Below are 20,941 nucleotides of genomic sequence, written 5' to 3'. Positions count from 1 at the left end.
GTTCGGCGCCCGGCGAGCGCATCGCGTCTCAAGTCACTCCCATGGTCGACCCTGCGCGTTTTTGCATGACAGTCGGGAAACTCTGATGGATACCGCCACCCTGCTCGTGTACGTCGCCAAGGCGAGTTATCTGCTCGCCGCAGCGCTTTTCATTCTCGGCATCAAGCGGATGTCCTCACCGGTTACCGCGCGCAAGGGAATCCTGTGGGCCGGTTTCGGCATGGTGATCGCGACCCTCGCAACCTTCGCGATCACGCGAGGCCACAACATTGGCTGGATCATCTCCGGCATCGCGATCGGAGTGATTCCGACCTGGTTGTGGGGCAAGAAGGTCGCGATGACCGACATGCCGCAGATGGTCGCGCTGTTCAATGGAATGGGGGGCGGATCGGCCGCGGCGATCGGCGCGAGTGAACTGTTCAAATATTCGGGAGAAGGCGTGGCGGCACCGCCACTTGCCGCGCTGGCGCTGGCAACGATCGGCGCGCTGATCGGATCGATTTCGATGACGGGGTCAATCATTGCATGGGCCAAACTCGACGGGCGCATGGACAAGCGCTTCACGTTTGGTGGCCAGCAGTTGGTCAATTTCGCAGTGTTCGCCGCCGCCGCGCTGGCCGGGCTGGCGCTGATTTTCTGGAAGCTCGACGTGTCCCTCGTCGTCGTGTTCTTCCTGTTGGCGCTGAGCTTCGGCGTGCTGATGACGCTGCCGATCGGCGGCGCCGACATGCCGGTGGTGATCTCGCTGTACAACGCGTTCACCGGGCTTGCAGTTGCGTTCGAAGGCTACGCGATGGGCATCGAGGCGCTGATCGTCGCCGGCATGGTCGTCGGTGCGGCCGGGACGTTCCTGACGCAGTTGATGGCCAAGGCGATGAACCGGCCGATCAGCGGCGTTCTGTTTTCGAACTTTGGCGGTGGTGGAAGCGGCGAAGCGATTGCCGGGTCACAGAAGCCGATCGAGGCGAGCGATGCCGCATCGCTGCTCTACATGGCCGAGAAAGTGATCATCGTGCCCGGCTACGGCATGGCCGTCGCGCAGGCGCAGCACAAGATCTGGGAACTGGCGCAGGCGCTGATCAAGGCCGGCAAAGACGTGAAGTTCGCGATCCACCCGGTGGCCGGGCGCATGCCCGGGCACATGAACGTGCTCCTCGCCGAAGCCGGAGTTCCGTATGATCTGATTGCCGACATGGAAGACATCAACCCGGAATTCAAGACCTGCGACGTCGCGATCGTAATCGGCGCGAACGACGTGGTGAATCCCGCAGCGAAGACCGACAAGTCGTCGCCGATCTTCGGCATGCCGATCCTCGACGTGGTCGACGCGCGTCAGTGCATCGTGATCAAGCGCGGCAAAGGCACCGGCTTTGCAGGGATCGAGAACGCATTGTTCTATCAAGAGAACACGCGATTGCTGTACGCCGACGGCAAGGAAGCGGCAAGCAGCCTGATCTCCGAACTGAAAGCAATCGAGGGCGGTGGCGGTCATTGACCAGATGCGTCATCCGCTGGTTTTGGTTGGCGAAGGGTGCCGGGAAAATCCGGCGGGCGTTAAGGGTCGACGGATCATCATTGCTTCTTGACGCCGTCACGCGATGGCGTCTCCTCGTTCGCCGCGCTTCAGAATGCAACCCGCAAGGTTCCCCTCATGACTCCACCTCGTTCCGACGCGTTTGTGTTCTTCGGCGCGTCCGGTGATCTTGCCTTCAAGAAGATTTTCCCTGCACTGCAGGCGATGATCCATCGCGACGGAATGGACACGCCGATCATCGGCGTCGCCCGTTCCGGCTGGACAGTGGAGCAGCTGTGTGATCGGGCGCGTGACAGCATCGAGCATCATGGCGGCGTCGACGACGCCGCATTCCAGAAGATGTGCTCTCTGATGCGTTACGTCGATGGCGATTACAACGACCCGCAGACCTACGCGAAAATCAAGACGGCGCTCGGCGACGCGAAGAGTCCACTGCACTATCTGGCGATTCCCCCGAGCATGTTCGGGCCGGTTGTTCACGGGCTTGCCGCAGCGCATTGCACTGAAGACGCGCGTGTGATTGTCGAGAAGCCATTCGGTCGCGACCTCGCATCCGCCCGGGCACTGAATGCGACGTTGCACGAGGTGTTCCCTGAGCACTCGATCTTCCGGATCGATCACTATCTCGGCAAGGAAGCGGTGCAGAACCTGCTGTATTTCCGGTTTGCGAACAGCTTTCTGGAGCCGCTGTGGAACCGCGATCACGTTGATTGCGTCCAGATCACGATGGCGGAGAATTTTGGCGTCGAGGGTCGTGGCGCGTTCTACGAGGAGGTGGGGACCATTCGCGATGTCGTCCAGAACCACCTGCTGCAGGTGCTCGCGTTGCTGGTGATGGATGCGCCGGTGGGTCGCGACAACGAATCGATGGATGCGGCCAAGCTGCAGCTGCTGCGCGCGATCCGTCCGCTTCGCGCGAAAGACGTGGTGCGCGGCCAGTTCAACGGGTACCGGAACGAAGCGGGCGTTGCCGCGGATTCGCAAGTGGAAACCTTCGTTGCGATGCGCCTGTCCATCGATACGTGGCGCTGGGCCGGCGTGCCGTTCTACATCCGTGCCGGAAAGTCGCTGCCGGTGACGACGACGGAAGTGCGTGTCGATCTCAAGGCGCCGCCCGTCGACATCTTCGACCGCAACTCGCGTGACGACGACAATTACTTTCGATTCCGTCTCGGACCGGAAGTGGTGATCTCGACCGGTGCGCGCGTGAAAAAACCGGGCGCTGCGATGCGTGGCGAATCGATCGAGCTGATTGCGCGGCATCAGTCCAATCGCGAGAAGTCGCCCTACGAGCGCCTGCTCAGCGACGCGATGATGGGTGACACCGGACTGTTCACGCGCGACGACTGCGTGGAGGCTGCGTGGCGTGTTGTGGACGATGCCATTGTGCATGCCCAGCCGGTGCACCTGTACGAACCAGCAACGTGGGGCCCTCAGGCGGCGTCCGATGTGTTGACGAAGGGAGATGTCTGGCACGATCCGAAGGCGGAAGCGACACCGCCATGCTGAGGGTGGCCGAGCGATTGTTCCTGTTCGACGTCGACAACACCCTGCTCGACAATGATCGCTTCGCGGAAGATCTTCGTGCACGGCTGACCCGCGACTTCGGTGTCGCCGGATGCGAACGTTACTGGGCGATCTACGAGCGCTTGCGCAAGGAGCGTGGCGTCGCCGACTACATCGATGCATTGCAGGAGTTCGGTATCACGCTCGAAGGAGAGCCGACGCTGCTCGGGCTGTCGTCCTTTCTGCTTGACTACCCGTTTGCCGAGCGCGTCTATCCCGGCGCGCTGGCGACGCTCGCCGAAATGCGCGAGAGGGGTCACGTGGCGATCCTGTCCGATGGCGACCTGGTCTTCCAGCCGCGCAAGATCCAGCGATCTGGCCTGTGGGATGCCGTCGACGGTGCGGTCATGATCGACCGGCACAAGGAACTCAGCCTCGACGCAATGCAGAAACGCCATCCCGCGCTTCATTACGTGATGGTCGACGACAAGCCGCACATCCTTGCGGCGATGAAACGCGTTCTTGGCGCAAGGTTGACCACGGTCTTCGTCAGGCAAGGCCATTACGCCGCGCAGAGCGATCTTGCAGCGATTGATCCCGCGCCCGATCGAATCATTGCAAAGATCAGCGATCTCACCCATCTGGACTGGAACGATTCCGTCGCGGCCTCATCGCCGTCGACCACGGAGACAGCATGAAACCGACACAGGCATTGCACGAACTCGGCCAGAGTCTCTGGCTCGACAACATCACGCGCGAGCTGCTCGACAGCGGAACCTTGCGTCGTTACATCGACGAATTCTCGGTGACCGGACTGACGTCGAATCCCACCATCTTCGACGAGGCGATTGGAAGCGGCTCGGCGTACGACGCCGGCATTGCCGAAAAGGTGAAGGCCGGCACAGCCAGTGAAGCGCTGTTCGTTGAGCTTGCACTCGAGGACCTGCGCCGCGCGGCTGATCTGTTTCGACCGACGTTCGACGCGACGCACGGTCTTGACGGCTGGGTGTCGATGGAAGTGTCGCCACTGCTTTCCGCAGACACGCGCGGAACGATTGAGGCCGCTTCACAGATCCACTCGCAGGCCGCACGCGACAACCTCTTCGTGAAGATCCCCGGAACGCCGGAAGGCGTGACCGCGATCGAGGAGTCGATCTTCAACGGCATTCCGGTCAATGTGACGCTGCTGTTTTCGCGAGAGCAGTACAGTGCTGTCGCACATGCCTACATGCGCGGCATCGAACGGCGCATCGACGCTCGGCGATCACCGAAGGTCGCGTGCGTCGCTTCACTGTTTGTCAGCCGATGGGACAAGGCGATCGCTGACAAGGCGCCAATCGAATTGCGCAATCGCCTCGGCATCGCGATCGGGCAGTGCACCTACAAGGCATACCGTGATCTGCTCGCATCGCCGCGCTGGACGACGCTCGCCGCCGCGGGTGCCATGCCGCAGCGCTTGTTGTGGGCGAGCACCAGCAGCAAGGATCCCGCCGCAAGCGACACGCTCTACGTCGAGGCACTGGCGGCACCCGACACGATCGATACGATGCCCGAGAAAACGCTCAAGGCATTCGCCGATCACGGCACGCTTCGCGGTGCGATGGACGAAGGTGGCGGTGACGGCGAAGCGACGCTCGCCGAATTTGCGAAGGCGGGCATCGACGTCGATGCACTCGCATTGCAATTGCAGCAGGAAGGAGCAGCGTCGTTCGTGAAATCGTGGAAGCAGCTCCTCGGCCGCATTGATGAAAAGAGCCGCGCGCTTGGCGGAACGTGATGGCCCCGACAATGGAAGCTGATCCGCTGTTCGTTTCTCTTCCTCCGCTGACGGCATCGACGGCGTGGCAAGCACTGCAGCGCCACGCCGATGCTGTCGGAAATGTGCATTTGCGCGATCTGTTCGCAAGCGATTCCGCGCGTGGCGAACGCCTCGTCGCAGACGGCGCCGGCGTGTACCTCGACTACTCCAAACAGCGGGTCACCGACGAAACGCTCGGTCTCCTGCAAGCGCTCGCGAAGGACCGTCGTGTTGCGGACCGACGGGACGCGATGTTCCGCGGCGAGCGCATCAACACGACTGAAGATCGCGCGGTTCTGCATGTCGCATTGCGCGCTCCCGACGACGACACGCTCGTCGTGGATGACGTCCATGTCATCGCCGAAGTCCATGCCGTGCTCGACCGCATGGCGGTCTTCGCCGAGCGGGTACGCAGCGGCGACTGGAAGGGGCAGTCGGGCAAGCGCATCCGCAATGTGATCAATATCGGCATCGGCGGTTCCGATCTCGGGCCGGTGATGGCCTACGAGGCGCTCAGGCATTTCACCGATCGCGACATGACGGTCCGGTTCGTGTCGAATGTCGATGGAACGGATTTCATCGAGGCGACGCGCGACCTCGATGCGGCCGAAACGCTGTTCGTCGTCTGTTCGAAGACCTTCACCACGCTGGAGACGCTCACCAATGCGCACGCGGCACGCGACTGGTGCCTGAAAGCACTTGGTAGCGACGAAAAAGCAGTTGCCAGGCATTTCGTTGCGGTATCGACCAACGCGGAAGGCGTCGCGGCGTTCGGCATCGACACCGCCAACATGTTCGGTTTCTGGGACTGGGTCGGAGGTCGCTATTCGATGGACAGCGCGATTGGTCTCTCCACCATGCTGGCGATCGGACCGGACCATTTCCGCGCAATGCTCGCGGGGTTTCGCGCAATGGACGAGCATTTCCGCGACGCGCCGTTCGAGCGCAACCTGCCTGTACTGATGGGGTTGACTGCGGTCTGGAACACCAATTTCCTCGGCGCCGAGACCGTCGCGGTGCTGCCGTACGAGCAGTACCTCAAGCGATTCCCGGCGTATCTCCAGCAGTTGACGATGGAGAGCAATGGCAAGCACGTGACGCTTGGCGGGACGCACGTCGACTACGCGACAGGTCCGATCTACTGGGGCGAGCCCGGCACCAACGGCCAGCACTCGTTCTACCAGCTGATCCATCAGGGGACGCACCTGATTCCGTGCGACTTCATCGGATTCTGCCGGACTGCCAATCCGCTGGGCACGCAGCACGATCTGCTGATGGCCAATCTGTTCGCGCAATCGGAGGCGCTTGCGTTCGGCAAAACCGCGGAGCAGGTGCGCGCTGAAGGAACGACGGACCCGCTCATCGCGCATCGCGTGTTCGAAGGCAATCGCCCGAGCCATACGATCCTTGTCGACGAACTGACTCCGCACACACTCGGCACGCTCATCGCGCTGTACGAGCACAGTGTCTTCGTGCAGGGCGCGATCTGGAACATCGACTCTTTCGATCAGTGGGGCGTGGAGCTCGGCAAGCAGCTGGCGCAGCGCACCGCGGCGGAACTTGCGAGTGCAGCGGAGCCGGCCCTTGCGCACGACAGTTCGACAAACGCGTTGATCCGGCGCTATCGCGCACGCAGGAGGAACGCCTGATGGCGAGCCGCATCGAGCCGGGCGCGGGCAAGCCGGCGCCGACCTCATCGCTTGTGGATATCGGTCGACTCCTCGACGCGTATTCCGCGATCAAGCCTGATCCGGCCAACCCGTTGCAGCGCGTGGCATTCGGCACGTCGGGGCATCGGGGTACGTCGTTCGACGGCAGCTTCAACGAGCACCACATTCTGGCGATCAGCCAGGCGGTGTGCGAGCACCGCGCGTCGCAGAAAATCGACGGACCGCTCTTCATCGGCATCGACACGCACGCATTGTCGGTCCCCGCGTTCGAGACTGCCGTCGAAGTGCTTGCCGCGAATGGCGTGGAAGTGCGCTACGCCGCGGATGGCGAGTTCACGCCCACACCGGCGGTTTCCCACGCGATCCTCGTGCACAACCGAGACCGCGATGGTGGATTCGCCGATGGCATCGTCGTGACACCGTCGCACAATCCGCCATCGGATGGCGGGTTCAAGTACAACCCGCCGAACGGCGGCGCCGCCGACACGAACGTGACAGGTTGGATCCAGGATCGTGCCAACGCGTTGCTCGCCGGTGGTCTTCGGGAGGTTCGGCGGATGCCGTTCGCGCAGGCGCTCGCTGCATCGACCACCAGCAGCCACGATTTCCTGTCGAACTATGTCGACGATCTCGGCAGCGTGATCGACTTCGATGCGATCCGCGGTGCACGCGTGCGCATGGGAGTCGATCCGCTCGGGGGCGCCGGTGTTCATTACTGGGCGCGCATCGCCGAGCACTACCGCATCGATCTCGATGTGGTCAGCGCCACCGTCGATCCGCAGTTTGCGTTCATGACGCTCGATTGGGACGGAAAGATCCGCATGGATCCGTCTTCGTCTTATGCGATGCAGAGGCTGATCGCGCTCAAGGATCGCTACGACATTGCGTTCGCCTGCGACACCGATCACGACCGCCACGGCGTGGTCGCGCCCAGTGTCGGCCTGATGCCGGCCAATCACTATCTCAGCGCTTCCGTCGACTATCTGTTCCGCCATCGACGCGAATGGAGCACGCACGCCGCGGTCGGCAAGACGGTGGTCACCAGCGCGATGATCGGACGGATCGCCGCGAAGCTCGGACGCCGCCTGTTCGATGTGCCGGTGGGATTCAAGTGGTTTGCGCCGGGCCTGCTCGACGGCTCGCTCGGATTCGGTTGCGAGGAAAGTGCGGGCGCATCGTTCCTTCGCCGCGATGGAAGAGTGTGGACGACCGACAAGGACGGCATTGCCGCTGCATTGCTGTCGGCGGAAATCACCGCGGTCGGCGGGCGCGATCCGGGCGCTGCGTATCGTGGTTTGTGCGACGACCTCGGCGAGATATTCGCCGATCGGCGTGACGCGAAGGCGACTCCCGAACAAAAGAAGACGCTGTCGAAACTGTCGCCCGTGCAGATTACCTCGACCTCGTTGGCGGGCAACGCCATCACCGCCGTCCTCGACAAGGCGCCGGCAAACGACGCGCCGATCGGTGGCATCAAGGTGGAGTCCGATGGCGGCTGGTTCGCTGCGCGACCATCGGGCACCGAGAACATCTACAAGATCTACGCCGAAAGCTTTCGCGACACGGATCACCTGCAGCAGATCCTCGGCGAAGCACAAGACCTTGTCGATCGCGCGCTCGCGGGCGCGTGAGGCGAAGTCACCGCGCTGCACGCATTCCAGGAGCCAACCGATGTCCGACCGCCTCGATCAGCAATGCATCGACACGCTGCGATTTCTCTCCGTCGACATGGTGCAGAAAGCCGATAGCGGGCATCCCGGCCTTCCGCTGGGTGCGGCACCGATGGCGTACGTGCTGTGGGCGCGATTCCTTAAGCATAGCCCGCGCAATCCCGCATGGGCTGACCGCGACCGTTTCGTGCTGTCGGCGGGGCACGGTTCGGCGCTGCTCTACAGCCTGCTGCACATGACCGGATACGACCTCTCGCTCGACGATCTTCAGCAATTTCGCCAATGGGGCAGCAAGACGCCCGGGCACCCCGAACGTGGCCACACGCCCGGCGTCGAAGTCACGACCGGGCCGCTCGGGCAAGGTTTTGCGAATGCAGTCGGCATGGCGATCGCCGAAGCGCAACTCGCGGCGCGCTACAACCGCGAAGGTCACGTGATCGTCGACCACCACACCTGGGTGCTCGCGGGCGACGGTGACCTGATGGAAGGCGTCGCGGCAGAAGCGGTTTCGCTGGCCGGCCATCTGCAACTTGGAAAGTTGATCTGTCTTTACGACGACAACCGGGTCACGCTCGCTGCTGGAACACCGATCTCCTTCACCGAAGATCGCGCCGCCCGCTTCGCGGCGTGTGGATGGCACGTGGTGCACGTGGCGGATGGCAACGATCTCGCGGCGATCGATTCAGCGATTGCCGCCGCACGTGCCGAAATCACGAAGCCTTCGTTGATTCTGGTCCACACGCACATCGGCTATGGATCGCCCGAACAGGACAGTTACAAGGCGCACGGCTCGCCGCTGGGAGAAGACGACGTTCGCAAGACCAAGGAAAAGCTCGGTTGGCCGACCGAGCCGGCGTTCCTGATTCCCGCGGAAGCGCTTTCGCACATGCGCGACGCGGTCGCGCGCGGTGACAGCGACGAGCAGGCGTGGAATGACCGGATGAAAGGGTTTGCAAGTGCGTTTCCCGAGGCGGCGCGGGAGCTGCAACGCAGCCTGCGCGGCGAATTGCCGCCGGATTGGGACGCGGACATTCCCGTATTCGCCGCGGATGCGAAAGGCATCGCCACGCGCGAAGCCGGTGGCAAGATCATGAACGCGATTGCACCAAAGCTCCCCGCGCTGACCGGAGGCTCGGCCGACCTCGATCCATCGACGAAGACCGCGCTGAAGGGACTTGGCGACTTCAATCCGGAGCCCGCATCCGGCGTCGACGAGCAGGGTTCCGACGGCGGCGGATGGAGTCCCGCCGGACGCAATCTGCATTTCGGGGTGCGCGAGCACGCGATGGGCGCGATCGTCAACGGAATGGCTGCGCACGGCGGCACGATTCCGTACGGCGCGACGTTCCTCACGTTTTCCGACTACATGCGACCGCCGATCCGCCTCGCGGCCCTCATGCGATTGCACGTGATCCATGTGTTTACGCACGACAGCATCGCGCTCGGCGAAGACGGGCCGACGCATCAGCCGGTCGAACAGATTGCCGCGTTGCGTGCGATCCCCGATCTCACGGTGATCCGTCCGGGCGATGCGAATGAAACCGCCGTGGCATGGCGGGTCGCGATCGAATCGCGCGATCGTCCGATCCTCCTCGCATTGTCACGGCAGGCGCTGCCCACGCTCGACCGCGCGACTTACGCGTCCGCGGACGGATTGCGCAGGGGCGCGTACGTGTTGAGCGATTCGAGCGACGGCAAGCCGGTGTTGATCCTGATTGCGTCGGGCTCTGAAGTCGGACTGATCGTCGAAGCGGCAGATCGGTTGCGTGGCGACGGTGTGTCGGTGCGCCTCGTGTCGATGCCGAGCTGGGACCTGTTCGACGCGCAGTCCGACGCATACCGCGAATCGGTGCTGCCGCGCGATGTGCCGGCGCGGCTCGCGGTCGAAGCCGGCATCACGCAAGGCTGGCATCGCTACGTCGGCGACCGCGGCGACGTGATCGGTGTCGACCGCTTTGGCGCGTCCGCGCCGGGCGACACGGTGATGCGCGAATACGGCTTCAGTGTCGACCACGTGTGTGCTCGCGCGAAGGCGTTGCTGGAATGAGGTCGCCCGATCTTGATCGACGCGCTGCGCGCCCCCAGTTTTGCGGGGACGCGATCGTGTATCGATCGCCTTGAAACGCGGAGTATTTTCATGACGGTTCCCGATCAGTCGTCACCGACGCGCGATCCCTTGCGCATCGATTTCGTCTCCGACGTGTCCTGCCCGTGGTGTGCGGTGGGGCTCAAATCGCTCGAGCAGGCGATTGCCCGCGTTGGCGATGAAGTCGATGTCGAGCTGCACTTCCAGCCGTTCGAACTCAACCCGCAGATGCCGCCGCAGGGCGAGGACGCGACTGAACATCTGGTCGCCAAATATGGGTCGACAGCCGAGCAACTTGCCCGCAATCGCGAGGCGATCCGTGCGCGCGGTGCCGAGCTCGGATTCGTGTTCAACACGCGCGACCGCATCTACAACACGTTCGATGCGCATCGGCTGCTGCACTGGGCAGCGCTCGAAGGACGCGAACAGGAACTTCGGTTGAAGCACGCGCTACTCGAGGCGTACTTCACCGATGGACTCGATGTCTCGTCGCGCGAGGTTCTCGCCGGGATCGCTGAGAAGGTCGGCATGGATCGCGCGCGTGCCAAGAGCATTCTTGCATCGGACGAATTCGTGCAGGATGTTCGCGACCAGGAACGCCTCTATCTCGACCGAGGCATCCATTCGGTTCCAGCGGTGATCATCAACGAGCGCCAGCTGATCTCCGGCGGCCAGCCGGTCGAGCTGTTCGAATCGGCGCTGCGAAGGATCGCAGCGCAGCCAGCTTCGTAACGGACTCAAGCGATTCTGTAGGCCGGACGCACGTTCGCGACCGGCTTTCGACCTGCGTCGACGGCGACGGCCGCATTCGCTGCGTCACGCGATCGCCTCATTGTTTCGTGATCGGATGCCCGCCGAACTCGTTGCGCATCGCGGACAACAGCTTCGACGAAAACGATTCTGTATCGCGCGAGCGCAGGCGCTCGATCAGCGATGCGGTGATGACCGGGGCAGGCACGTTGAGGTCGATCGCCTCGCTCACCGTCCAGCGGCCTTCACCGGAGTCTGCAACGAACGGCGCGATGCCGGCCATTTCCGGATTCTTTGCCAGCGCGTCCGAGAGAAGATCGAGCAACCACGAGCGCACGACGCTGCCGGTGCGCCAGATCTCGGCGACCTTGTGCAGGTCGAGGTTGAAATCGGTCTTGTGCTCGAGGATCGAGAAGCCCTCGGCGTAGGCTTGCATCAATCCATACTCGATCCCGTTGTGCACCATCTTGGTGTAGTGGCCGGCTCCGGAGACGCCGACGTGCCCCCAGCCCTTGTCCTTCGCAGGAGCCAGTGTTTCGAAGATCGGCCGCAACCGCTCGACGGCATCGGTCTCACCACCGATCATCATGCTGTAACCCTCGGCGAGACCCCACACGCCGCCGCTGGTGCCGCAGTCGACGAAGTAGATTCCCTTCGCTTGACACAGCTCTGCCTGCGCGAGCGAGTCCTTGTAGTTTGAATTGCCGCCATCAACGATGGTGTCGCCGGCTGCGAGTCGCTTGAGCAATTCGTCGACCGTGCCTTTCGTGATGGAGCCAGCCGGCACCATCATCCAGATGGTGCGCGGCGCGGGCAGTTTCGCGACCAGTGCGTCGAGCGAGTCGGCCGATGCACACCCATTGGCTTCGATCGCGTTCCGCGCCTCGGCTTTGGGATCGAACCCGACGATGCGGTGTCCGCCCTGCGCCAGCCGCTGTGCCATGTTGGCGCCCATGCGGCCAAGGCCGATCATGCCCATGTCCATCGTTGTTGACTCCAGATTCAAGTGAGGAGGCGGACGCGCGGCGCGCGCTCGCTGAAAATCTCTCGAGGCTGCGGGACTACAGCCATCCTCCGGCAAACCCGCCGGTGCGCAATCCGTGTGCAACCGCGTCGCAGTTGCGCATCAGGCTCCACGGCATCCCGGTGAGATGATTTTCAATCATCAGCACGATAGGCCCTAGATTCAAGCCGAAGTGGTAGGGCGAAACCCAACCGGCAGCCGATCCCGGGACGCCATCGAACGTGGGATTGAACGTGGATTTGAGACCGTAGCGCTGCGGATCGTGGAGGGCGAGCGTATGCGCAAAGTGGTGAATGGCCGGTAACACGATCTCCGGTGCAAACGGCAATGACGCCAGCACTGCCCATGGTGCGAGCGTTCCGTCATCGATGCCGTACGGTGCCCCGCGCCCTGCGTAGTCGTGGAAGCGTCGTCGCACACCATCGATCTGCCGCACCGCAGGACCCGGACCTTCGCTGGCGGTGATGCCCCACGCATCGCGACCGTAGCCCCGGAAGCGATGGGGATTGTCGATCGCGTAGGCCTGCTGCACGAAGGTGGCGCGGCGACTGTTCTCGAAATAGTCCATGTCCTTGTCGCGCATGAACGCGTCACGCACACCGCGAAAATCAATCCACGCGTGCGATAGCTGGTGGGTGAACAGCGGTCCGGAGTAGAGATAGTCGATGTCGTAACAGCGCTTCCATTCGAACGTCGACGACCACGCGGCATACGTGCTCGGTGCGATGGGATGGGTCGGAGATCCGAGTGCGAGCGCATGCAGCATCGGCGATTCGTCGTAGCCCTGCCAGCGATGACGGATGAAACCTCTTTCAGGCGTCCACCCGTGTCGAAGAGTCGACCCGCGCTTGCACATCCATTGCCAATCCACGCGACGGTACAGCCCTTGCGCCGTTTCGCGAATTTCCCGCTGAGGTGCTGTGTCCGCGGTGAAATAGGTCGCGGTCGCAAGCATTCCGGCAATCAGGAACGCCGTGTCGATGCTCGACAGCTCGCAGTTCCAGGCTCGCCTTCCTTCGTGCATGTCGAGGAAGTGATAGTAGAAACCGCGATGGCCGGTCGCGTCCGCCTGCGTGCCTTGCGGCGCGTCGCGAAAGAAGCGCAGTGTCGCGAGCGTGCGATCGATCGCCGCGGCCTCGCTCATCCATCCGTTTTCGACGGCCACTGGATAACATGTCAACGCCAGCCCCGTCGCCGCGATGCTCGCAGGCCAATCCGGGGCGTTCTTGTCGGCCACCAGGCCGTTGACGGGGTTGGTGTGCTTCTCGAAGTAGGCAAAGGCGCAGCGCTGCAGCTGCCGCAGGAATGCGTCGTCGCCGGCGAGAGTCGCCGGATGACCTCCTCCATGGCCCATGCTGATCGGTTCGTTACGCATCATGCAGATCAGACCGGACCCGGCCTCCAATTCATTCGCGCCGCGCCGCTCTCTTGCCGAGAATCGCCACCGCCGCGGCAACCACTGCGACGCCGATCACCAGCAGGTTCCAGCCCTGCACATTGGCGAGCGCGATGTCGAGCGCCATGCCGACGTCCATCCGGCCGAGCGTCGAGCGCATCGACAACCCGAGCAGCGATGCAATCTGCGCGACCGCCTGGAGGCAGAACGAATACACCGCCGCAAGAGCGACCGAGAAGACGGCGACGCCGACGCCGGTTGCGCTTGCGGCATAGCCGTGTGCACGCAAGGCCCATACCACCATCGCCGCCACGACAAACGCGAACGCTGGCAGATCCGATCGCAGGTACATCGACAGCACGCACCACACGGCACCGCCCGCAAGTGCGCACATCAGTGCTGTCGCGATGCCGATCGGACGCGGACGGCTGGAGTCAGGACATCGGGATCGAGCCATCGCGCGCGTGTTCCTTGAAGCGGCATCGCGCTGATGGTGCGCGCAAGGCGGCGATGATAGCGGGCGAAGGCGGCAGGCGGAATTGGAATCGCGGTCGGTGGCGCCCCTTGCGGATGCGAAAAACCGGCAGAAAAGACGTGACGTCAGCGGATCGATTCGCTCCCGCGCAGCATCCACGCCTGCGGCATCTGGCTGAAGCCGACGTGCGGGTAGTAGCTCTCTGCCGCCGGCGCGGCGAGCAGCAACAGGTTTGCCTGCGGTGTCGCGGCCTGCGTGCGGCGCATCAGTTCCTTGCCGATGCCGCTGCGCTGGTGCGACGCGCGCACCGCCAGGTCCGCAAGATAGGTGGTCCAGGTGAAGTCGGTGATGCAGCGGGAGATTCCAACCAGCAAGTCGTCGTCCCACGCGGTGACGGTGAGATTCGCGCTTGCGAGCATGGTGCCGAAGCGCGCGTCATCGTCGATCGGCCTGCGCTCGCCGAGGGTGGACGCTCGATACAGATCGCGCGCTTCGTCGAGTGTCGGGGTGTAGTCGGTGCGGTAACGGATCATGGCGCTGGACCCTGTGCGGACAAAAACGCGGAGACCGAAGCCGGAAGGGCCGTGCCGGGCGCAACCGTCTCGTCCGGTTCCACCGCCCCGCACTCCATCCGCATTGCAATGACGCCGGCCCAGTGCGGAAGGTCAGCGTCTGCGAGGTTTCCCTTCACGCCGCCGCTGCGAATCTTCGCACTTGCATCCGCGATCTCCAATTGCAGCACATGGGTGGCGGCGAGTTCGGTGCGGTCGGCTGCCCGGGATTCGGCGGCGCGGCCGGGAACGATCGCGTCCACGAAGTAGCTCAGGGCCTGTGCTTTCGCGGCGGGATCGTCGAGCAGGCGTGCGCGACCGAAGGCCACCACCGAGCGGTAATTCATCGAATGGTCGAAGTGCGAACGCGCGAGAACCAATCCGTCGATGTGCGTCACGCTGATGCAGGCATCGATGCCGCTGCCGAGCGTTCCCATCAGCCGACTCGCGATCGAGCCATGCAGGAGCAGCACGTTGTCGATGCGGGCGTACATCATCGGAATCACAAACGGCTGGCCGTCCACGCAGAATCCGACGTGCGCGACCATCCCGGCGTCGAGGATTGCGTGCACCGTCGCGTGGTCGTACTGCGCGCGGCTTCGGGTTCTTTCGACACGGTGGCGGGCATTCGCTGGAGCGGCATCCGTGCGGGTTTCCAAAACGTGCTCCAGATGCGATCGACCGGTGAACCTTAGGGGGGACTATTGGTACCATCCAGTTCCACGTCAGTCCGCACGGGCGGAGCCAATCGTGTACCTCGATCTCGACGGGCAGGGCGCCCGCTATGCCCAACTGATCCGTGCGCTGAAGGGCGCGATCCTCGATGGACGCGTTGCTGCGGGGGCGCGTCTTCCAGCGAGCCGATCACTGGCGCGCGAGATCGACGTTTCGCGCAACACCGTGCTTGCAGCGTACGAACAGCTGCAGGCGGAGGGTTTCCTGCTCGGTCGCGTCGGTTCCGGAAGTTTCGTCGCGAACGTCGGCACGACCGCGCCGCCGCTGCCATCGGCGACTCCGCTGATCGCGCCTCTGTCGTCGTTTGCACGCCGGGCGCTCGCCAACACGGATGGCCGCAGTGTGCCGGGTCACCAGCATGCCGACCTGCGCTATGACCTGCAGTACGGGTCGCCCCTCACCAATCCTCTGCTCGCCAGCATGTGGCGTCGCGAGGTGAGTCGCGCGGCGGATCACGCGGACGTTGCCTATCCGGATGCGCAGGGCTCGCTCGCGTTGCGCGAACAGATCTGCGACTACCTCGCGCGCCGGCGCGGGGTTCCGGCACAACCGCAGGACGTGCTCATTGTCTCGGGAACGCAGCAGGCATTTTCACTGGCCGCGCGCGTGCTGCTCGAAGCCGGCGACACCGTCGTGCTCGAAGACCCGCACTATCGCGGTGCGCGCCAGGCGTTCATGGCGCACGGCGCGCACGCGCGCGGTTGCCGCGTCGACGGGGATGGTCTCGTGCCCGCCGCGCTGCCGTCGAGTGCGCGACTGGCCGTTGTCACCCCGTCCCATCAATTCCCGACCGGCGCGTTGCTGCCATTGTCACGGCGCGTGGAGCTGCTCGAATGGGCGGCCGAGCGGCACGCCTGGCTCATCGAGGACGACTATGACGGCGAGTTTCGCTATGGCGGGCGCCCGCTTGCCGCGTTGAAGTCGCTCGATCGTGATGGTCGCGTGATCTATATCGGCAGCTTTTCCAAGGCGCTGTTTCCGTCGCTCCGGCTCGGTTACATGGTGCTGCCGACTGCCGTTCGCGACGCCACGGTGGCGGCGAAATGGCTCGAGGATCGCGGCTGCAGTGCACTTGAGCAGGCGGCGCTTGCGCGATTCATGGCGGACGGCGGCTTCGAGCGTCACCTGCGAAGGGCCGCGATCGCGCTTCGCGCACGTCGTACCGCAATGCTCAACGGTTTGGCGCGGCACGCGGGCGATGTCGTCGAAGTGGTCGATTCAAACGCAGGCATGCATCTCACCGCGTGGCTGACGCGCGCGAACCACGGCGACTGCGAGCGTCTCGTCGCACACGCGCGGCAACGCGGTCTCGGGCTGTATACGGTGGCTCCCTACTGCCTCAAACCACCGCCACGTCCAGGGCTGGTCCTCGGCTACGCCGGCCTTCCGCCGGCGGACATCGAGGCGGCGATGCGCCTGTTTGGACAGTGCCTGCGCGAACTCGGCTTCATCGGCGCGCGCGCCGCGGCATGAGGTCATGCGACGCAACGACAGCTTTCCACGCTGCCGTGCACGGTCGACGCGGGCGTTCATTGAACGCGCGCGCATCACCCCGATGTGACACGTTCCGATCGAAACACGCCGGCAGCGATTTCCCACTGCCGGCATAATGGACAACCGCTGCACGAGTCCCTCCAGGCCGCCCATGAGCTACAGCCAGACTTCCGACCCCTTCCGCCTCGCGCGCGAATGCGCAGCCGTAATGGTGCCGCAGGGAGACCGCGTGAGCCTGCCCGCAGGACAGGTGGGCTACATCACGCAAGCGCTCGGCGGCAGCTTCACCGTGTATTCGGAAGGAAATCTGTTCCGCATCTCAGGCGCCGACGCGGACGCGATCGGCAAGGAGCCGCCCGCCGCAATCGAACTCGCTGCAGATGCAGCCGATGCGGATGTCGAGAAGCTGGTGTGGGAGCAATTGCGTACCTGTTTCGATCCGGAGATACCGGTCAACATCGTCGACCTGGGTTTGATCTACGACTGCGATCTCGAACGCCTCGACGACGGTCAGCGCAAGGTCAATGTCCGCATGACGCTCACCGCGCCAGGGTGCGGCATGGGCGAAATCCTCGTCGACGACGTGCGCACGAAGATCGAGATGATCCCCACCATCGTCGAAGCCGATGTCGATCTGGTGTTCGATCCGCCATGGAACCAGACGATGATGTCGGAAGCGGCGCGTCTCGAAACCGGCATGATGTAACGAGCGGCGTGTCGAGCGGGCAAGCCGGGCTGTTGGTTCGCGCCGTTCGAACAAGAGTCCTCATTCGGAGCAACGCGAAGAACGCACCGCAGCTTCGCGATGTTCGCGACGGGGAGCCAGTGCACTTCAGCGCGTGCTTCGGCAAACCCGTCAACGAACGCGCGCCACAACGGTGGGCGGCATCGCCCCACGCACCGGCAGAACGCACCGCTTCGCGATCCTTCGCGCCGATGAGGGGTACAGTCCACCGGTCTTCCCGCCGGAGCGATTCCCTTGAAACGACGCCTGCACCTGATCGCGCTGATCCTGTTCGTCTTCTGTTTTCTGTACGACCTCGTCGTATGGGGTTCGCTGCCGCTGTTGCCGGCGGTCGGCGAGGCGATCGTTGTCTCCGCCAATCGCGAAGCCCCTCTCGCTGCCACCTACATCGGCTTGGGCCGGCTGATCGACGGTGCGGTCCCGGTACTTCAGTCATTCGGCGAAGGCGTCATGACCGACGCAATCGGTGCGGGCTTCGAGCGCATCCGCGGTGACAGCACCGTTGCGATCGACCTGATCTTCAATACGACGTGGAACGCGCAGCATCGATGGTTGAAAACGATGTACTGGGCCACGCCATTTCTTCTTCTGCTCACCGCCGGGCTGTGGACGCGACGTCCCAGACAGGTGCGCGCGTTCGGTCGCCGTTGATTCGCGGCGACCGCTCGGGCGCTGGTTCGATTTTCACGTTGTCGGCGCAGAAAACGATTACATCTGCGCCGAAGCGTTTTCAGCTTGCGACGAACCGCCGATGAAATGTGAATTTCATCACTAAAAACGTGCGGCGGACCGCCTTGCGATGTTCTTCGATGGGGTGATAGCGTCCGCGCGTTCGTTGCGATCGACTCGCCCGAACCGGAACCCGTCCGTCGGCGCACAACGCCCGAAGGATTTCGCAAAACAGTCCTGCCGTCGGGCCATGAGAGGGGCCCGTCAACGGGGCGGATGCGACCGGGGTGCAACGGAGTTTGCAACGGGCGCCGTGCCACATGGACGGCACAACTCAACACATAGCTGGGGGTATCCAGTGATTCTCAAATCACTCAGTGGCATGCGGCTTACAACGTTGGCCGCATCGGCCATCGTCGCTTTTGGCGGTGCGATGGCGGCGAACGCGGGCCAGGCGGCCGGCCGGTCGCCGGACGTCACCGCGGTTGCAGGTGCTACAGCGTTGCGGTCGGGCGAAGTCATCAACGGCATGGTGCCGTTCACCCGGGCGATCCACATTGAAGTCGCGCTGAAGATGCGCGACCGGGCCGGGCTGGATACCTTCATCGAGGCGGCCCATCGGTTCAACGCGACGGGTGCCGCTCCGACCCTGTCATCGGACGAGTTCCTGGCGAACCATGCGCCAACTGAAGAGCAGGCCAAGTCGGTGGTCGACTTCCTGACCGGTGCGGGCTTCACCAATGTCGTCATTGCGCCGAACCGCATGCTGGTCTCTGCCGACGGCACCGCGGACATCGCGCAGTCGGCGTTCCAGACGACGCTCGCACGCGTGCAGGCTGCGGATGGCCGCGACACGTATGCGAACACCGACTCCGTCAACATCCCGTTGGCGTTGAAGGACACGATTCTGTCGGTGATCGGCCTGCAGGACGTGCATCGCCCGCATGTCATGTCGCATGTGCTCACCGGTCCGCAGCCGTATGCGGTGACTGGACATTTTCCGAATGAGTTTTCGTCGATCTACAGCGCAACCGGCGTTCCGACAGCCGCTGGCGTCACCGTGGGCATCATCACCCAGGGCAAGATCACCCAGACGATCACCGATCTCAATGCGTTCACCGCGGCGCACGGCTTCGCCACGGTCACGACACAGACAGTCAACACCGGCGGCACCAGCACCGACACCAGCGGGCTCGGCGAATGGAACCTCGACAGCCAGGACATCGTCGGCATGGCGGGTGGCGCAGTCGGCAAGATCATCTTCTACAACGAACCGACCCTGTCGAACGCGCAACTGACTGCGAACATCAACACTGTGGTGTCGGCCAACGCGGCCAAGATCATCAACATGTCGCTCGGCGAATGCGAAACCGACGCGCACAGCGATGGTTCCGACGCGGCCGATGACCAGGCGTTCGCGGTGGCCGTGGCGCAGGGCCAGACCTTCTCGATCTCCACCGGCGATTCGGGTGCCGACGAGTGCGGCGACGGCGGCACGAAAGCGAGCAACCCGGCCAATTCGCCGTATGTGGTCGCAGTCGCTGGCACGACGTTGAATGCGTCGACCACGGCATGGACCAGCGAGACGGTGTGGAGCGGATCCGGCGGAAGCCAGAGCACGATCGAGCCGAAGCCGAGCTGGCAGACGTTGTGGACCGGTACCAAGCGTGGCGTCGCGGACGTTGCGTTCGATGCCGATCCGAATTCCGGCGCGAAAGTCATCGTCAGCGGCGGCACCCAGCAGATCGGCGGCACCAGCCTTGCAGCCCCGATCTTCGCGGGCTTGTGGGCCCGCGTGATTGCGGTCAAGGGCACGTCGGTCGGTTTCGCCGGTCCGTTGATCTACCAGTTGCCGGCGTCGGATTTCCACGACGTCGTCTCTGGCAGCAACGGCATCTCGGCCACCACCGGCTATGACCTCGCCAGCGGTCGTGGCAGCATCATCCTCAGCACTGCGATCAACCACATCGGCGGTGGCGGCACCGGCAACGTGGCTCCGATTGCGAACTTCGGCTTCACCACAAACCTGCTCGTGGCGAGCTTCACGGACAGCTCCAGCGACAGTGATGGAACCATCGCGTCGCGTGCCTGGAACTTCGGCGACAGTGGAACGTCGACGTCGACCAGTCCGAGCCATACCTATGCTGCGGCTGGCACCTACAGCGTTTCGCTGACAGTGACCGACAACGGCGGGCTGACCAACACCAAGACCTCGTCGGTCACGGTGACAGCCGGCGGTGGCGGCGGTGGTGGAACGGTTCTGCAGAACGGTGTGGCGGTGACGGGTCTCGCGGCAACGACGGGCAACCAGCTGATGTACACGCTGGTGGTTCCGGCCGGCGCGACGGGGCTCAAGTTCGTCACCAGCGGCGGCACCGGCGATGCGGACCTGTATGTGAAGTTCGGTTCGGCGCCGACCACGTCCAGCTATGACTGCCGTCCGTACGTCAGTGGCAATGCTGAAAGCTGCCCGATCACGACTGCACAGGCAGGCACGTACTACGTCATGTTGAATGCGTATGCCAGCTTCACCGGCGTCAGCTTGACCGGCAGTTACACCGCCGGCGGCGGTGGTGGTGGCGGGAGCGTGCTGACGAGTGGTGTTCCGGTGACCGGCGTGTCGGCCGCACTGAACGCGTATTCGACGACCTACACGATCGTTGTTCCGGCGGGCAAGACGAACCTGACCGTCACGACGTCGGGAGGCAGCGGTGACGGAGATCTGTATGTCCGTTCCGGCTCCGCGCCGACCACCTCGACCTATACCTGCCGGTCGTGGGCAACCGGCAACACCGAAAGCTGTTCGATCAATTCGCCGTCGGCAACCACGTACTACAT

17 protein-coding genes are annotated in these 20,941 nt (G+C 63.7%); 12 read left to right on the top strand and 5 right to left on the bottom strand.

The features are described 5' to 3' along the window. The first annotated feature begins 85 nt into the window (after window positions 1-85). From ABIV12_RS13280 to ABIV12_RS13245, 8 genes are all read left to right on the top strand, one after another. Window positions 86-1,495 carry an NAD(P)(+) transhydrogenase (Re/Si-specific) subunit beta gene (locus ABIV12_RS13280; RefSeq protein WP_348060059.1) on the top strand — a complete coding sequence of 470 codons (1,410 nt, stop codon included), beginning with the start codon at window positions 86-88 and terminating at the stop codon, window positions 1,493-1,495. 156 nt (window positions 1,496-1,651) lie between these two features. Further along, window positions 1,652-3,043: a glucose-6-phosphate dehydrogenase gene (gene zwf / locus ABIV12_RS13275; RefSeq protein ID WP_348060057.1), complete on the top strand. Its 1,392-nt coding sequence runs from the start codon at window positions 1,652-1,654 to the stop codon at window positions 3,041-3,043. After that, window positions 3,037-3,738, top strand: coding sequence for an HAD family hydrolase (locus tag ABIV12_RS13270; protein ID WP_348060055.1), 702 nt, complete (start codon window positions 3,037-3,039; stop codon window positions 3,736-3,738). Before zwf ends, ABIV12_RS13270 begins: the two co-directional genes overlap by 7 nt. After that, window positions 3,735-4,817, top strand: coding sequence for a transaldolase (gene tal, locus ABIV12_RS13265; protein WP_348060053.1), 1,083 nt, complete (start codon window positions 3,735-3,737; stop codon window positions 4,815-4,817). The genes ABIV12_RS13270 and tal overlap by 4 nt, the downstream gene beginning before the upstream one ends. A gap of 11 nt (window positions 4,818-4,828) precedes the next feature. After that, complete coding sequence (gene pgi, locus ABIV12_RS13260) at window positions 4,829-6,487, top strand: glucose-6-phosphate isomerase (protein WP_348060051.1); 1,659 nt, start codon at window positions 4,829-4,831, stop codon at window positions 6,485-6,487. Next, window positions 6,487-8,139, top strand: a complete 1,653-nt coding sequence (gene pgm, locus ABIV12_RS13255; RefSeq protein WP_348060049.1) for a phosphoglucomutase (alpha-D-glucose-1,6-bisphosphate-dependent) — start codon at window positions 6,487-6,489, stop codon at window positions 8,137-8,139. The genes pgi and pgm overlap by 1 nt, the downstream gene beginning before the upstream one ends. A gap of 40 nt (window positions 8,140-8,179) precedes the next feature. Further along, window positions 8,180-10,225, top strand: a complete 2,046-nt coding sequence (tkt, locus tag ABIV12_RS13250; protein WP_348060047.1) for a transketolase — start codon at window positions 8,180-8,182, stop codon at window positions 10,223-10,225. 90 nt (window positions 10,226-10,315) lie between these two features. After that, on the top strand, window positions 10,316-10,996 hold the full coding sequence (locus tag ABIV12_RS13245; protein WP_348060045.1) for a DsbA family oxidoreductase: 681 nt from the start codon (window positions 10,316-10,318) through the stop codon (window positions 10,994-10,996). A 97-nt stretch (window positions 10,997-11,093) separates the two neighbouring features. On the opposite strand, the gene gnd is transcribed toward ABIV12_RS13245, so the two are convergent. The 5 genes from gnd to ABIV12_RS13220 all read right to left on the bottom strand — a co-directional run bounded on the left by gnd (window position 11,094) and on the right by ABIV12_RS13220 (window position 15,032). Further along, window positions 11,094-12,095, bottom strand: coding sequence for a phosphogluconate dehydrogenase (NAD(+)-dependent, decarboxylating) (gene gnd / locus ABIV12_RS13240; protein ID WP_348060087.1), 1,002 nt, complete (start codon window positions 12,093-12,095; stop codon window positions 11,094-11,096). Then, entirely contained in the window at window positions 12,076-13,416 is a 1,341-nt protein-coding gene (locus ABIV12_RS13235; protein ID WP_348060043.1) for a glucoamylase family protein, read from the bottom strand. Before ABIV12_RS13235 ends, gnd begins: the two co-directional genes overlap by 20 nt. Window positions 13,417-13,444: 28 nt before the next feature. Beyond that, window positions 13,445-13,891, bottom strand: a complete 447-nt coding sequence (locus tag ABIV12_RS13230; RefSeq protein ID WP_348060041.1) for a hypothetical protein — start codon at window positions 13,889-13,891, stop codon at window positions 13,445-13,447. A gap of 143 nt (window positions 13,892-14,034) precedes the next feature. Continuing rightward, window positions 14,035-14,442: a GNAT family N-acetyltransferase gene (locus tag ABIV12_RS13225; protein WP_348060040.1), complete on the bottom strand. Its 408-nt coding sequence runs from the start codon at window positions 14,440-14,442 to the stop codon at window positions 14,035-14,037. Continuing rightward, on the bottom strand, window positions 14,439-15,032 hold the full coding sequence (locus tag ABIV12_RS13220) for a pyridoxamine 5'-phosphate oxidase family protein (RefSeq protein WP_348060038.1): 594 nt from the start codon (window positions 15,030-15,032) through the stop codon (window positions 14,439-14,441). Before ABIV12_RS13220 ends, ABIV12_RS13225 begins: the two co-directional genes overlap by 4 nt. 178 nt (window positions 15,033-15,210) lie before the next feature. Between ABIV12_RS13220 and ABIV12_RS13215 the strand changes: the two genes are divergently transcribed. From ABIV12_RS13215 to ABIV12_RS13200, 4 genes are all read left to right on the top strand, one after another. Beyond that, window positions 15,211-16,668, top strand: a complete 1,458-nt coding sequence (locus ABIV12_RS13215; protein WP_348060036.1) for a PLP-dependent aminotransferase family protein — start codon at window positions 15,211-15,213, stop codon at window positions 16,666-16,668. 172 nt (window positions 16,669-16,840) lie between these two features. Continuing rightward, entirely contained in the window at window positions 16,841-17,395 is a 555-nt protein-coding gene (gene sufT, locus ABIV12_RS13210; protein ID WP_348060034.1) for a putative Fe-S cluster assembly protein SufT, read from the top strand. A gap of 273 nt (window positions 17,396-17,668) precedes the next feature. After that, complete coding sequence (locus ABIV12_RS13205; RefSeq protein ID WP_348060032.1) at window positions 17,669-18,085, top strand: hypothetical protein; 417 nt, start codon at window positions 17,669-17,671, stop codon at window positions 18,083-18,085. A 376-nt stretch (window positions 18,086-18,461) separates the two neighbouring features. Next, window positions 18,462-20,941: pre-peptidase C-terminal domain-containing protein (locus tag ABIV12_RS13200; protein ID WP_348060030.1), on the top strand; the 2,480-nt coding region annotated here is incomplete at its 3' end.

This window comes from Dokdonella sp. (assembly GCF_039926425.1).
Lineage (GTDB): Bacteria > Pseudomonadota > Gammaproteobacteria > Xanthomonadales > Rhodanobacteraceae > Dokdonella_A.
Note: the sequence above shows the minus strand (reverse complement) of the source record. Positions and strands in the feature narration are given on the sequence as shown.

Bases quoted from the DNA above. Each gene is read 5' to 3' on its own strand.
- pgm (WP_348060049.1), top strand. From the start codon at position 6,487: ATGGCGAGCCGCATCGAGCCGGGCGCGGGCAAGCCGGCGCCGACCTCA.
- tal (WP_348060053.1), top strand. From the start codon at position 3,735: ATGAAACCGACACAGGCATTGCACGAACTCGGCCAGAGTCTCTGGCTC.
- ABIV12_RS13230 (WP_348060041.1), bottom strand. From the start codon at position 13,891: ATGGCTCGATCCCGATGTCCTGACTCCAGCCGTCCGCGTCCGATCGGC.
- pgi (WP_348060051.1), top strand. From the start codon at position 4,829: ATGGAAGCTGATCCGCTGTTCGTTTCTCTTCCTCCGCTGACGGCATCG.
- tkt (WP_348060047.1), top strand. From the start codon at position 8,180: ATGTCCGACCGCCTCGATCAGCAATGCATCGACACGCTGCGATTTCTC.
- ABIV12_RS13270 (WP_348060055.1), top strand. From the start codon at position 3,037: ATGCTGAGGGTGGCCGAGCGATTGTTCCTGTTCGACGTCGACAACACC.
- ABIV12_RS13245 (WP_348060045.1), top strand. From the start codon at position 10,316: ATGACGGTTCCCGATCAGTCGTCACCGACGCGCGATCCCTTGCGCATC.
- ABIV12_RS13235 (WP_348060043.1), bottom strand. From the start codon at position 13,416: ATGATGCGTAACGAACCGATCAGCATGGGCCATGGAGGAGGTCATCCG.
- ABIV12_RS13280 (WP_348060059.1), top strand. From the start codon at position 86: ATGGATACCGCCACCCTGCTCGTGTACGTCGCCAAGGCGAGTTATCTG.
- sufT (WP_348060034.1), top strand. From the start codon at position 16,841: ATGAGCTACAGCCAGACTTCCGACCCCTTCCGCCTCGCGCGCGAATGC.
- zwf (WP_348060057.1), top strand. From the start codon at position 1,652: ATGACTCCACCTCGTTCCGACGCGTTTGTGTTCTTCGGCGCGTCCGGT.
- ABIV12_RS13225 (WP_348060040.1), bottom strand. From the start codon at position 14,442: ATGATCCGTTACCGCACCGACTACACCCCGACACTCGACGAAGCGCGC.